This is a genomic window from Microcystis sp. LE19-131.1A, from assembly GCF_027532015.1.
Lineage (GTDB): Bacteria > Cyanobacteriota > Cyanobacteriia > Cyanobacteriales > Microcystaceae > Microcystis > Microcystis ichthyoblabe_A.
The window spans coordinates 1-12,551 of sequence record NZ_JAPZSS010000151.1 but is presented as its reverse complement, the minus strand read 5'-3'; the positions used below and the strand labels follow the sequence as shown (position 1 = coordinate 12,551).

The 12,551-nt window shown below is 43.2% G+C and carries 12 protein-coding genes and 3 pseudogenes; 10 read left to right on the top strand and 5 right to left on the bottom strand.

All coding sequences use genetic code 11. The features are described from left to right. Both O9323_RS12120 and psbC read left to right on the top strand, forming a co-directional pair. A partial coding sequence (locus O9323_RS12120; RefSeq protein ID WP_271931852.1) for a photosystem II protein D2 occupies positions 1-172 on the top strand: 172 nt, incomplete at its 5' end. Further along, positions 156-1,538: a photosystem II reaction center protein CP43 gene (psbC, locus tag O9323_RS12115; protein ID WP_002801320.1), complete on the top strand. Its 1,383-nt coding sequence runs from the start codon at positions 156-158 to the stop codon at positions 1,536-1,538. The genes O9323_RS12120 and psbC, both read left to right, overlap by 17 nt. Before the next feature lie 62 nt (positions 1,539-1,600). Here the strand turns inward: psbC and cobD are convergent, their stop codons facing one another. Beyond that, on the bottom strand, positions 1,601-2,665 hold the full coding sequence (gene cobD, locus O9323_RS12110) for a threonine-phosphate decarboxylase CobD (protein ID WP_288125175.1): 1,065 nt from the start codon (positions 2,663-2,665) through the stop codon (positions 1,601-1,603). A 31-nt stretch (positions 2,666-2,696) separates the two neighbouring features. Beyond that, positions 2,697-2,981: a non-specific DNA-binding protein Hbs gene (hbs, locus tag O9323_RS12105; protein ID WP_002739253.1), complete on the bottom strand. Its 285-nt coding sequence runs from the start codon at positions 2,979-2,981 to the stop codon at positions 2,697-2,699. Positions 2,982-3,530: 549 nt separating this feature from the next. On the opposite strand from hbs, the gene O9323_RS12100 reads away from it, so the two are divergent. Together O9323_RS12100 and ureE are read left to right on the top strand one after the other, a co-directional pair. Then, entirely contained in the window at positions 3,531-4,016 is a 486-nt protein-coding gene (locus O9323_RS12100) for a DUF4168 domain-containing protein (RefSeq protein ID WP_002738674.1), read from the top strand. Between the two features lie 76 nt (positions 4,017-4,092). Further along, positions 4,093-4,569, top strand: a complete 477-nt coding sequence (gene ureE / locus O9323_RS12095) for an urease accessory protein UreE (protein WP_002747017.1) — start codon at positions 4,093-4,095, stop codon at positions 4,567-4,569. Between the two features lie 481 nt (positions 4,570-5,050). Here ureE and O9323_RS12090 read toward each other — a convergent pair whose 3' ends face one another. Together O9323_RS12090 and O9323_RS12085 are read right to left on the bottom strand one after the other, a co-directional pair. Further along, the gene (locus O9323_RS12090) at positions 5,051-5,698 is read right to left on the bottom strand and encodes a Uma2 family endonuclease (RefSeq protein WP_002738484.1); all 648 of its coding nucleotides are present in this window, start codon (positions 5,696-5,698) and stop codon (positions 5,051-5,053) included. A 72-nt stretch (positions 5,699-5,770) separates the two neighbouring features. Next, positions 5,771-6,373: pseudogene (locus O9323_RS12085) on the bottom strand (DUF928 domain-containing protein). On the opposite strand from O9323_RS12085, the pseudogene O9323_RS12080 reads away from it, so the two are divergent. Both O9323_RS12080 and O9323_RS12075 read left to right on the top strand, forming a co-directional pair. Next, a pseudogene (locus tag O9323_RS12080) lies at positions 6,327-6,662 on the top strand (ISL3 family transposase); the annotation flags it as partial. The pseudogenes O9323_RS12085 and O9323_RS12080 sit on opposite strands and share 47 nt — an antisense overlap. A gap of 734 nt (positions 6,663-7,396) precedes the next feature. Next, positions 7,397-7,678 carry a hypothetical protein gene (locus tag O9323_RS12075; protein ID WP_002790909.1) on the top strand — a complete coding sequence of 94 codons (282 nt, stop codon included), beginning with the start codon at positions 7,397-7,399 and terminating at the stop codon, positions 7,676-7,678. A 23-nt stretch (positions 7,679-7,701) separates the two neighbouring features. Here O9323_RS12075 and O9323_RS12070 read toward each other — a convergent pair whose 3' ends face one another. Continuing rightward, positions 7,702-8,682 (bottom strand): aspartate carbamoyltransferase catalytic subunit, encoded by a 981-nt coding sequence (locus tag O9323_RS12070; protein WP_002738968.1) that lies wholly within the window; start codon positions 8,680-8,682, stop codon positions 7,702-7,704. A gap of 83 nt (positions 8,683-8,765) precedes the next feature. On the opposite strand from O9323_RS12070, the gene O9323_RS12065 reads away from it, so the two are divergent. From O9323_RS12065 to O9323_RS12050, 4 genes and pseudogenes are all read left to right on the top strand, one after another. After that, positions 8,766-9,368: a GUN4 domain-containing protein gene (locus tag O9323_RS12065; RefSeq protein ID WP_002739340.1), complete on the top strand. Its 603-nt coding sequence runs from the start codon at positions 8,766-8,768 to the stop codon at positions 9,366-9,368. A gap of 301 nt (positions 9,369-9,669) precedes the next feature. Continuing rightward, positions 9,670-11,127 carry an efflux RND transporter periplasmic adaptor subunit gene (locus O9323_RS12060; RefSeq protein ID WP_002750991.1) on the top strand — a complete coding sequence of 486 codons (1,458 nt, stop codon included), beginning with the start codon at positions 9,670-9,672 and terminating at the stop codon, positions 11,125-11,127. 5 nt (positions 11,128-11,132) lie between these two features. Next, positions 11,133-11,627 (top strand): ureidoglycolate lyase, encoded by a 495-nt coding sequence (locus tag O9323_RS12055; RefSeq protein WP_002738430.1) that lies wholly within the window; start codon positions 11,133-11,135, stop codon positions 11,625-11,627. A 555-nt stretch (positions 11,628-12,182) separates the two neighbouring features. Continuing rightward, positions 12,183-12,551 (top strand): annotated as a pseudogene (locus O9323_RS12050) (hypothetical protein); the annotation flags it as partial.

Genomic DNA, 12,551 nt, shown 5'->3' with positions numbered 1-12,551 from the left:
TGACTTCGTTTCTCAGGAATTGAGAGCGGCCGAAGACCCAGAATTTGAAACCTTCTACACTAAAAATATTCTGCTTAACGAAGGTCTGAGAGCTTGGATGGCTCCCCAAGACCAACCCCACGAAAACTTTATCTTCCCTGAGGAGGTTCTCCCGCGTGGTAACGCTCTCTAATATCCCTACCGCTAGTGGTCGTGACCAAAGTTCCACCGGCTTCGCTTGGTGGTCTGGTAACGCTCGTCTTATCAACCTCTCCGGTAAACTGCTCGGCGCCCACGTCGCCCACGCCGGTTTAATCGTTTTCTGGGCCGGGGCGATGACCCTGTTTGAAACCGCCCACTTTATCCCCGAAAAACCGATGTACGAACAGGGTTTAATCCTGCTTCCCCACTTAGCTACCCTCGGTTTTGGGGTCGGTCCGGGTGGTGAAGTAGTCGATACCTTCCCCTACTTCGTTGCCGGTGTTCTGCACTTAATTTCTTCGGCTGTACTCGGTTTTGGTGGTATCTACCACGCTATCCGCGGACCGGAAACCCTAGAGGAATACTCTAATTTCTTCGGTTACGACTGGAAAGACAAAAACCAAATGACCAACATCATCGGTTATCACCTGATTCTCTTGGGTTGTGGTGCGCTGTTGTTGGTATTTAAAGCCATGTTCTTTGGCGGTGTCTATGATACTTGGGCTCCCGGTGGCGGTGATGTCCGCATCATCACCAATCCGACCCTCAACCCCGCAGTTATCTTTGGTTATCTGACCAAAGCTCCCTTCGGTGGTGAAGGCTGGATTATCAGCGTCAACAACATGGAAGATATCATCGGCGGTCACATCTGGATTGGCTTAATCTGTATCGCTGGCGGTATCTGGCACATTCTCACCAAACCTTTTGCCTGGGCGCGTCGCGCTTTCATCTGGTCTGGAGAAGCCTATCTGTCCTACAGCTTGGGTGCTCTTTCCATGATGGGCTTTATCGCCGCCGTTTACGTTTGGTTTAACAACACCGCCTATCCCAGTGAATTCTACGGTCCGACCGGCATGGAAGCTTCCCAAGCTCAAGCTTTCACCTTCTTGGTGCGTGACCAACGCTTAGGTGCTAACGTCGCTTCTGCCCAAGGCCCCACCGGTCTAGGTAAGTACCTGATGCGCTCTCCCACTGGCGAAATCATCTTCGGTGGTGAAACCATGCGTTTCTGGGATTTCCGCGGTCCCTGGTTAGAACCCCTCCGCGGTCCTAACGGTTTAGACCTCGACAAAATCAGAAATGACGTACAACCCTGGCAAGTACGCCGCGCGGCTGAATACATGACCCACGCTCCTTTAGGTTCCTTGAACTCTGTGGGTGGGGTTATCACTGACGTTAACTCGTTTAACTATGTGTCTCCTCGCGCTTGGTTGGCTACCTCTCACTTCACCCTCGCCTTCTTCTTCCTGATTGGACACCTCTGGCACGCTGGACGCGCTCGCGCCGCCGCCGCCGGTTTCGAGAAAGGAATTGACCGCGAGACTGAACCCGCATTGGCAATGCCTGACCTCGACTAATTTCCCTTAGTTCGATGGCAGCGGCTCCCGTCTAGTTGGCGGGAGCCTTTTTGTTGTTAATATCAGACATTGACATCTTCAGACGCAGCTAAAACACTCTCTAAAGCCGATAATAATCGTTGATTTTCTGCCGGTAAACGGACAGCGACCCGAAAATAATTGCTCCCCAATTCGGGGAAACTGAGACAATCGCGGATAAAAATTCGATGATATTTTAATAAAGCTTCCTGTAGGGGTAAACAGGAAGATTGAGATTGTACTAAGAGGAAGTTAGCGGCACTGGTTTGGGGCTGTAATTGCGGAAAATTAGCTAATCCCTGCCATAAATCCTGGCGGGATGCCGTTAACCAATCCCAAGTTTGTTGTTGAAAATCCCTATCTTCAATTGCCGCAATAGCGGCAACCACAGCCAAATTATTCACCGACCAAGGATCGCGCCATCTTTGCCATTGTAACAGGCGATCGGGATGAGCGAGGACGTATCCTAGACGCAAACCGGGGAGACTGTAAAATTTAGTTAGGGAACGCAAAATCACGAGATTAGGATATTCCGGCAACAGAGATATTAAACTCTCCTGTTGTTGGGGGGGTAAAAAATCCATAAAAGCTTCATCCACTACCACCAAACCAAATTGCGATAGATAGGGACGAATGGCCGCCACCGTCCAGAGTTTCCCGGTGGGATTGTGGGGATTATTAAGTAATAAGCCTTGTTTTTCGGGATTAACAGGCTTTAAACTGGTTAAATCTAGGGAATGTTGGCAGATTTTTCCACCAAAACTTTTTAAGGCCCGTTCGTAATCGTTAAAAGCAGGTGTTAGTACATAAACACTATCAAATGAGGCCAATTCCCGACCAGCCCAGGTTAATAACTCAGCCGTACCATTGCCCGGGAGAATCCAATCTGGTCCGATATTGTGCCATTGACCGAGGGCAGAACGCAACTGCCAATACGCGGGGTCAGGATAACGAGTCAGACTGGTTAAATGGCTTTTAATAGCGGTTAGGGCGCTTTCCGGTGGACCGAGGGGGTTGATACTGGCAGAAAAATCGAGAATAGAGGAAACCGGACAGCCAGCAATTGCGGCCGCCCAGTCAAGATTACCACCATGTTTAGGTCTAGGCAAAAGACTTACAGCGAACGAAACTCAACAGTAATTATTCCTTATCCGGAGCCACTCTGTCTTTAAACAGTTTACCCGCCGAGAAAGCCGGGACGCGAGTAGCTGGAATCTCCATCTTATCGCCGGTTTTCGGGTTGCGTCCTTCCCGGGCCTGACGTTCCCGGGCCTCGAAGGAACCGAATCCTACTAGGGTTACTTTGTCCCCCTCAGAAACCGCATCGATAATGGTTTCGATGGCGGCAGTGAGAACAGCATCTGCTTGTTTTTTGGTCACAGAGGCTTTGAGAGCGATTTGATCGATTAATTCACCTTTATTCATGCGCTAACTCCTTTTTTTGCGGTTTTTCTGAGTTTAGGGTGGTTGTCAGTAGTTTATTATGGTTCCCCTGTTGAGGACTCGCCAGGATCGAGATCACTAAATAAAGCCTCAAATCCTCATTGGCTATATATTCCACTGCATTATTCTAAGCGGGAATTGTCTCGATCGGAATCGCTGAAACCTTTAATTTATCTAGATTTCCCCCCGATTCCCCGGTAAGAGGAGAGACAAAAGGGAATAAGCGAGAGATTTACGGCGATATAAGCTAATAAAAAGAGATTAGCAAGCTAAATTGCCGATAAATATTCTCTAAAAGCGATAGGCATCCTAACTTCCCAAAAATCGTTCATCGGTTCTCTCCCAGATTTTTGACTAATTTTGCCACCAAAAACGTTAAAAAAGTTTACCAAAGCAATTTCTGCCCAAAAATTAAGGTTCAGACCCAGGAGATATTCGCTAGAATTGGAACTTATGATCGTTAAAAATATTCAAAAAAGCAGGATTTAACTGGAAAGTTTGCTATCATTATCTATTCAGCGACAAACTCGCATGGTGATTTACTGCTATCCCCTAGCCGATCTAGGTCAAAGCTTAAGACGTTCTTTTATCGTGACTTTTTTGGCAGTAATCGCCATTCTTGGCGGTGTGATTCCCGAATTTTCTTGGACGACGGCGGTGGTTAGTTTCCGGTCTTCCGCTTATACTCAAGATTTTACGGCTGACCAAATTAAACGTTATGCGACCGCAGTTTTGTTGATCGAAACCCAAAGAAAACAAGCTTATCAGGCAATTTCGCAAATTTTAGGCAAAATTCCCCCAGCAATTACCTGTAACCAACGGGAAAGCTTTAATAATCTTCCCGCTAATGCCCAAAAAATTGCCGTCGATTATTGTAATAACTCAAAAAAGATTGTCCAAGACAGTGGACTGAATGCGACTGAATTTAACGCCATTACTAATCGGGTTCGTAGCGATGATAACTTGAGACGACGGGTACAAAATGAGATGATTCGTCTGCAGCGGGAAAATAAATAGAAAAAGTTCCTCAGTTTTTCCGGTCAAGTTGGAGTCAGGGCTACAATAAGAATGTTTTTTCTCATTGACCAATATCATGTTAACTTTTACCGAGCGCTTACCCCCCCGTCATACCGCTAGTCCACCTCCCCCAGAAACGGTGGTTTTTAGCCTCCTACTTACGGCCGAAGAACGCACCCGCAGCCGTTATCGTCTCGACAGTCCCGAAGGTTTTTCCCTCTGTTTTCGTTTACCTCGCGGCACCATTCTACAGGATCGCGATTTCCTGCGGGGAGAAAACGGCGAAATTGTTCAAATTATCGCTAAACCCGAACCAGTTATCACTATTACCGCCCCTTCAACCGATTTACTCCTCAAAGCGGCCTATCACCTCGGTAATCGTCATGTAGCCCTAGAAATTAACCCCGATTATCTGCGTCTGGCCCCCGATTCTGTCCTACAAGCAATGTTAGAAGGTTTGGGATTAACTGTAACTGAAGAAATCGCCCCCTTTAACCCCGAAATCGGCGCTTATCAGCATTATCATGACCTGGAAGAGGCAAAAAAGGGATAGTTAGCTAATCTTGCCCAATGCCCTTTCTGATTTAGAGTAAGCAAAAATCAAACTCGGTTTCGACTTACCTCTTTTCCTACCATAAATTGTAGTTTTTGGGCATTATCTTAACAAAATTTAACTGACAAGAAAACAGTAACTTTTTAACAGCCTCTACGGGATATTTTCTTAATCAAGAGGCTCTCATTCTGCTAGTTTCTAGAATTTTAATCGGCCTCGGTGAATTGATTAATCATCAAAGTAAAAATCGAACTACGAGGAATGAATAACCATGGTACTTTCAGAACTAGCACCAACGGCTGTAACCTCTGTCCTGTCTGATTTATCCACACCCACTGAGGTTAAAAAATTCCCTGCTCAAAACAATGATCTAATCTATTTTTGTGAACTAGATTCTAGTAATAAACTGATCATTGAACCGCAAGGGGTTTATACAACTCTCGACGGACGAATTTATCTTATTCGAAAATGTTAGGATTTTTCAACTATTATCTATATTTTCCGTCAGCCAATTTTTAAAGTTTCTGATGGCTTCACTTCTCCCCACTTGTTGACTTTGTTTAACAAATTGATTAATTAATTCAATAATCGGGATCTGAGGAAAATTGGGACTGCTTAAAGACTCAATATATTCTCCTTCTTGTAATAAATTAATCTGTAGGCCACTTTGAGTATAACGCCACAGTTCGGGAACACCTAACTGTCGATAATTATCTAAATAAGTACGGGAAGTAATATCAATTTCTAGGACTAAATCGGGGGGGGGATCACTTTCTAAATTAAGTCTATTTTTGCCAATAACGGCTTGATAGTTTTTAATATAAAAACAGGCATCAGGTTCAACCGCTTGATTCATCCGCTCGTTTTTAAATGTTGTTGATCCTAACGGTTCAAAATCAATATTGAGTGCTTCTAACAAAAACTGAACCATATAACTAATGATTTCTTTATCTTTTTCATGTTCGGGTAAAGGTACCATAATTTCTAATATTCCGTTACTGTAGGATAACCGAGAAGCACGACTTTCTCCTAATTCTGATAATATTGTCTCAAATTTTTGCCAGTTAAGCTCTTTTAAAAGTAACTGTTGACCGGGATTGACGATAATTTGTTCTAAGGCTAATTGCATGGCTTTAGCTGAAAATGTTGATTTCTTAGTTTAATTATACCCTTACTCATAGGATTTCAACAAAAATTAAGCCTATTTGTAATATTCTGCCAGTTTTATTAAAGTGTTATTTCGTCGAGTAATAATTTTGGCATCAACCCCTTCATATGGATCTAAATGTTCAGATTCTACAAGAGATTTAATAAAATTGGAAACTTGAGGGTTTAATTCTCCTTGATGGGTTGAAGATAAGCTCGTCATTAAAGCATCATACCATAACCCATTTTCGGCATAGCGTTCTGCTTGTTCAGTTTTTTGAATTGGTGGTTGACTTAAATGAATGGGTATTTCAACCACTCGGAATTCTGCTCGTTGAATCATCCAAACGTCAGGACTTTAACGAATAGCGACTTGCCATAAATACTTTTTACCCACTTCTAAAGGGGTTTGATTACTGGGAAAAGAAAAGCTATGAATTCCTCCTTTTTGTTGAAATCTTAACGTTTCTCTCCTTTGTTTAATTTTTCCTTGCTCATTAAATTCAAATAAGCGAAAATCTACCTCATAATCCGTATTTTGATTACCCACTATGCAGACAAAAGAAGGGGTAACAGATACAGTTTGACCGACATAAACTTGCGATGCAATATTGGAAGAAGTATATAAAGTGTCTCCAAAACTTGGGGAAATGCACAAATTAAAAGAGTAATTTAGAGAAGTATTTGAGAAAAATACGGAGGGGAATGAGGGATTATTTGCCTTGAGCGATTGGATAAAAAAGGCGATGGCTTACTTTCCTAAAAGCTGCCAGACAATTCGTCGCTGGATTGACGAAATAACTGCCTATTTTGATAACCGAACAACCCAGGGAACAGTGGAAGGAATTAACAATAAACTGAAGGTGATTAAAAGGAGAGGCTATGGATTTAGAAACTTTAAAAACTTTGGTCTTAGATGTTTATTAAATTGGCATTTTGCTAGTTGATTTTATATGGTAAGTTCGGAAGAACCCAAATTAACCTCATTTGTTGAGGGGGGGACTGGATGAAATAATTTACTTCCTGATCCCGATCCTGCTACTTTAGGAGGGATAGGATTAGGTTTACGCTGGTTAGTGGCTAATGGTTTAACTGTTCGTTTAGATTATGGGATTCCGTTAGTTTCTGTCGATAATTCCGGAAATTCACTGCAAGAACAAGGGTTTTACTTTTCGGTGAGATATAGAAAAGCATTCTAGCATATTCTGAGAGAATTATAATAATAGTTCTCAATTAACTTAATCCGAATCTTTATCTTTTGTCGCTTGGTTAATTTCAGCGTTTTTCTCAAAGATGAGGTATAATCAATGTGGTTTGTGCTTCGAGGCGAGCGCTCTGTTCAAACCCTCATTCTGTAAGGCTTCTGGGGTTGATGATCGCACTTTTTGATTTCAAAAAAGCCTAAAGATATTACCCAACAAGGTTTTTAGATTTATTCAGCCAACCCTAGTTAAAAAAGAGAGGAGTAGGTCGCCATATCTAGTCCCTTGAGAACGGAATTCGGTATCGGTCAAAGTTTCTAGAAAAGCCCTAGGAATAGCTTGAGTATTTATACTTATTGCCATCCAAGTATGCTTCCCCTAAGATATAGTTGATCGGTAATCGTGCCGAACTAATTACCGAAAATTTGGGTTTAAAACCCTTGGAATGATGTTTTTATTGTATTCAGGAAGTTGAAAAAATGAAGACCAAATCGATCATAAGCTTACTATCCCTTAGTATTATAGGAATGTCAATCTATGCAGGTCAAGCTAATAGCAGTGATTATCGAGCTTTGACCCCGGAAGAAAAATCGCAGTTGACCGATGCTTTGCTAAAACAGGGCTGTAGGAATCCTAAAGAGATGAAATTTGATGTTGAGACTAACCAGTTTGAAGCAGAAGATGCTGTGTGTGAGGGAGGAAGAAAGTATGATATTTACCTTGACAAAAACTTTAGGATTGTTTCAATGAAACCAGACTAAAAGAGCAAATCCCTGAGAAGCTTTTACCGGTCGCCGCGAAGATTACCAATGAGGTATAACAAAGCCATTCTAACAGCAACACCACTGGTAACTTGTTGGGAAATCAGACTAAAATCGGGATCGTCCATCAAATCGGAACTAATTTCCACTCCCCGATTCACAGGACCTGGATGAAGTACTTTCACCCCTGGTTGACAGGATTGCAAACGAGGACGAGTAATGCCAAAACTTTGATGATATTCGCGTAAACTGGGCAAAAGATTGGCGGTCATGCGTTCTTTTTGCAGTCGCAGGGTCATCACAAAATCGGCCTTTTCTAAAGCTGGTTCTAAATCCCAGTGGAGAAATAGGCGATCGCACAATTCCCCAAAATATTTCGGCAGTAGGGTGGGGGGTGCGGACAAATGTACTTCCGCCCCTGCCGTGGTTAAACTCCAGATATTGGAACGAGCCACACGAGAATGGAGTATATCCCCGACAATAGCGATTTTTTTGCCCTCTAACAGTTCTAAACGGGGATTTTCCTCATCTAACAGACAACAGATCGTAAACAGGTCTAAAAGTCCCTGGGAGGGGTGTTCGTGTTGACCGTCCCCAGCATTAAGAATACTGACCCCCGACTGCAAACGATCCATTTCTGCGGCAATTAAATCGGGAACCCCCGACTGTTGATGTCGGATAACAAAAATATCCGTACCCATGGCCACATAGGTTAAAGCGGTATCGAGAATCGTTTCCCCCTTAGTCAAACTGGAACTACCCGGGGCAAAATTGAGAACATCGGCCGAAAGACGTTTCGCCGCTAGTTCAAAACTACTACGGGTGCGGGTGGAAGGTTCAAAAAAAAGATTTGTCACCACTTGACCTTGTAGGGCCGGCACTTTCTTGGTACGTCGGGAAAGAACTTCACGAAAACTAGAGGCCGTTTGTAGCAGGGTTTGGTATTCTTCTGGTTGCCAGTCTTGCAATCCCAAAATGTGGTGTCGGATCCAAGTGAAAGCCATAGGAGTTGAGGAGGCGGTAAAAACGGCAAATTTCGTCTATGCTATTGTAGGATTTCTTTGCATCAAGTTAATAAATAGGGTTTATGAGAATTAATTTTTCCTTGTGTCAGGTCACTCTCGCGATCGCTTTATTTCTCAATCCCTTGCCGGCGATCGTTGCCCAGACTGCCACCTCTGGGGAAATGGTATCACCGACCACGGGCATTAATTACACTCGCCTGAAAAATTTCCTCGCTCAACAAAATTGGCGACAAGCTAACGATGAAACCCGTAATTTAATGCTGAAAGCGACCGGACGGGAATTACAGGGCTGGTTTACCATGGAAGACCTGCAAAAATTGGCCTGTTGGGATCTGCAAAAGATGGATCAACTCTGGAAAGAAGCTTCCGGGGGTCGTTTTAGTTTCAGTACCCAATTTCGTATTTTTATCGAGACAGGTAATCGACCGGGGCGCTTAGTGGCGATCGAAAATTTTCAAACTTTTGGCGATCGCATCGGTTGGCGTAAAGATGGTGATTGGATTATTTTTAAAGAAAATCTTAACTATACCCTCAATGCTCCCGTCGGTCATCTGCCGGCGCCCCGGGACGAATATCAGATCGCCGGTGGTCGTCTAGAATACACCACCCTCGCCCAAAGATTAGTCACCTGTAATATTGTTAGCTTAGGGCAAAGCAAACAATAGACCTCTTGTAAAAATCAAAAATTGTTGTTAGGGTTAGGAGTCAGTAGTCAGTAGTCAGTAGTCAGTAGTCAGGAGAATTAAGAATGAACAATAATCAATTAAATAGTCTATTTACGGATTTTATGCAATTTAATCCTTATTTTTGCCGTTTTTGAACCCTCAAAAATTAATTATGCCAGAGGTTTAATAATCACGGCGATCAATTCTGTAGAGTAAAATTTAAGGAAAAGCTTCTCTCCTCACCTTCCCTTTTTTTCCGATTTACTAGCACTTTTTCTGCCAAAACTCCCTAAATTTAACAATGATTAAACGATCCGTTAACGTATCGAGAGCGATCGGTTCGTCGATCGCCGTTTCCCTAATTGTCACCGGTTGCGCCCCCCAGGGCCCCCAGGCCACCGGACCGGCGGCTGTTCCCGTCAAACTGCAAACCCTCGGCACCGACAAATTAGTGCAAAGTAGCGAATTTGTCGGTACTTTGATCGCCCAACAGCGTGTTAGCGTCTCTCCTCAGATTACTGGTCGGATTCGCTCTATTTTCGTTAAATCTGGCGATCAGGTAACTCAGGGACAAAAAATCGCCGAATTGGATCCCGAACAACAACAGCAACAGGTAAACGCCGGCATCGGCCAGGTAAATTCGGCCAAAGCGAACCTGAATGCGTCTGAGGCGGATTTAAGGCAAAGACAAGCGCAAGCGAGGGCAAATAAAGCCCAAATTGCCCAGAATCGGGCAAATGTGGCCAATGCTGAAGCCAATGTTAAAAGTCAGATCGCCACCTTGAGCGCCGCCGAAGCCGATTTACAGAGAGCGAGAGCTAATTTAGATTTGGCGGAAAAAAACCTAACAAGAGCCGAATTTCTGGTTAAACAAGGCGCACAGCCCCAACAGGACTTAGATGATCGCCGCCGCGACATTCAGGCCGCCAAGGCAGAAGTAGAAGCCCGGTCTCAAAATCGTGATGCAGCCCGTCAACAGGTAACGGCGGCTAGAGCTACCCTACAGGCAAACAAAGAAGCATTAAATATCGCTATTCAAAACGAATTAGCCTCAGGGCAACAGGTGGCGGCGGCGGCGGCAACAGTGAACAGTCGTCAAGCGGCAGTAGCCAGCGCTGAGGGACAATTAGGGGCGACGCGTCAGAATTTAGTTTTTAACACCATTACCGCCCCGATTGATGGTTTTGTCGGCGATTTTAATCAAAGAAAAGTCGGCGATATTATCTCCCTGGGTGAAGAATTAACCTCGTTAACTAACAATAAAACTTTGGAACTAAATGTGCAGATTCCCGTGGAATTACAACCGCGTCTGCGCGTCGGGTTGCCCGTGGAAATTATTAATCCCGATGGCAGCCCGGGGGTTCGCGGTCAAGTAACTTTTATTTCCCCCACCGTTTCCCAAGCTACCCAATCGGTTTTAGTGAAATTTGCCTTTACTAATGATGGCAGTCTTCGCAATAACCAATATGTGCGGGCGCGGTTAATTTGGGATCAAAAACCGGGGGTATTAGTTCCCACCACGGCAGTGACTAGCATCGGGGCGCAAAATTTTGTTTTTGTGGCCGAAAAAGAAAAGGCTAAAGAAGGTCAAGAAAATGCCAAGGAGCGTTTAGTGGTTAGACAAAAACCCATTCAAGTCGGCACGATTCAAGGGCAAGCTTATCAGGTTATTTCTGGAGTAAATGCCGGGGAAAGAATTGCTGTTAATAATATTCTTTCTCTCCGAGATGGTACAGCTATAACTGTTAGTCAGCAGTAATTTTTATGAGTAATTCGATTACCGTTCGTCCCCTGGCAGCGCAACTAATTACCGCCGAGAGTTTCCGTCCCTACGGTCAATTAATAACCCCTGGCCATGACGGGAAACTGTTTGATGAAAGCGATGCACAACTGCATTTAAAAAATGGTGTGCCACGTTTTTATATTATGCGTTTACAGACTCGCGGACGTAAATTTAAGCGAATTACTCGTCATAGTCAATGTACCCAATGTCTTGGTTCTTTGGGGGGACAAGAGTGGTTTTTAGGAGTGGCCCCCCCTAGTCCTCATCCTCAACCAGATTTAGAAAAATTAAAGGTTTTTCGCATCCCCGGGGACTGTTTTATTAAATTAGAGGTGGGAACTTGGCACGCTGGCCCACTTTTTGATCAACCAGAGATCAATTTTTATAATCTCGAATTGAGCGATACTAATATTATCGATCATTTTACCTATAATTTTGCCCAAGAGCAGTCAATAGAATTCGAGATTGTTGATTGAAAAAATTAATTTTTTTACCTAGGTTTTGCTGAATGTCGGTGAAAGCTGACAGGGAGAAAATGTGAGTTCTATGAAGTTAAAAAAGGGCAGAAGGTAGAGCAGGGAAGTCTTTTACCTCTAAATCCAGAGAAGGCTTAATAGGATGATAAGTGTAAGCAATGAGACTCCCTAAAAGGTTAACTAGAAAATTCCAGATACTACTTTGAATTGGCACTATTTGTCGATTAAGTCTGAAAACGATGACATATAGTCATTTCAGATAATACTAAATCTGGTTATTAAAAACTGATTATTTATTTCTCCTTTTGCCTGTTGCCTGTTGCCTTTTGCCTCTCCTCTATGAGTAGCCTATGCTCAACGGATTTAGTATAAGTATGATACAGTCTAGACCGACAAAATCCTTAGGAACTCTGGGATTGATATTCTCAATCTTAATTGAAATGACTATAGGTTGCTCTAATGGGAAGTTTTGTGACGACAAGTAGCATTGATGATATTTATGGGGAATAATAGATTTAGATGAGTGCCTAACTTTCCAATTGGTAGCGACTTGCCATGAACCCAACAACCGCCAATTATGATGAACCTTGGAAAGAAGCATTAACCGAGTATTTTGAAGCGTTTTTACATTTCTTCTTTCCTGAAGTTCACCAATTGATTGATTGGACAAAAATTCCCGAATCCCTAGAAAAAGAACTCAAACGAATTACCGCTTCAGCTAAGACAAAAAAACGTTTCGCTGACAAACTTTATAAGGCTTGGCTACTTGAGGGACAAGAAGTCTGGATTTTGATTCATATTGAAATTCAAAGCCAGTACGAAGAAAATTTCCCTCAGAGGATGTATATTTATAACTATCGGGCCTTTGATTTGTATCAGAAACCAGTTATCAGTCTCGCTATATTAGGAGATGAACGAGTAAAT

Excerpts from the sequence above, each read along its gene's own strand:
- ureE (WP_002747017.1), top strand. The coding sequence starts at position 4,093 with ATGTTAACTTTTACCGAGCGCTTACCCCCCCGTCATACCGCTAGTCCA.
- O9323_RS12100 (WP_002738674.1), top strand. The coding sequence starts at position 3,531 with ATGGTGATTTACTGCTATCCCCTAGCCGATCTAGGTCAAAGCTTAAGA.
- O9323_RS12055 (WP_002738430.1), top strand. The coding sequence starts at position 11,133 with ATGAGTAATTCGATTACCGTTCGTCCCCTGGCAGCGCAACTAATTACC.
- O9323_RS12090 (WP_002738484.1), bottom strand. The coding sequence starts at position 5,698 with ATGCAATTAGCCTTAGAACAAATTATCGTCAATCCCGGTCAACAGTTA.
- hbs (WP_002739253.1), bottom strand. The coding sequence starts at position 2,981 with ATGAATAAAGGTGAATTAATCGATCAAATCGCTCTCAAAGCCTCTGTG.
- O9323_RS12070 (WP_002738968.1), bottom strand. The coding sequence starts at position 8,682 with ATGGCTTTCACTTGGATCCGACACCACATTTTGGGATTGCAAGACTGG.
- O9323_RS12065 (WP_002739340.1), top strand. The coding sequence starts at position 8,766 with ATGAGAATTAATTTTTCCTTGTGTCAGGTCACTCTCGCGATCGCTTTA.
- O9323_RS12075 (WP_002790909.1), top strand. The coding sequence starts at position 7,397 with ATGAAGACCAAATCGATCATAAGCTTACTATCCCTTAGTATTATAGGA.
- O9323_RS12060 (WP_002750991.1), top strand. The coding sequence starts at position 9,670 with ATGATTAAACGATCCGTTAACGTATCGAGAGCGATCGGTTCGTCGATC.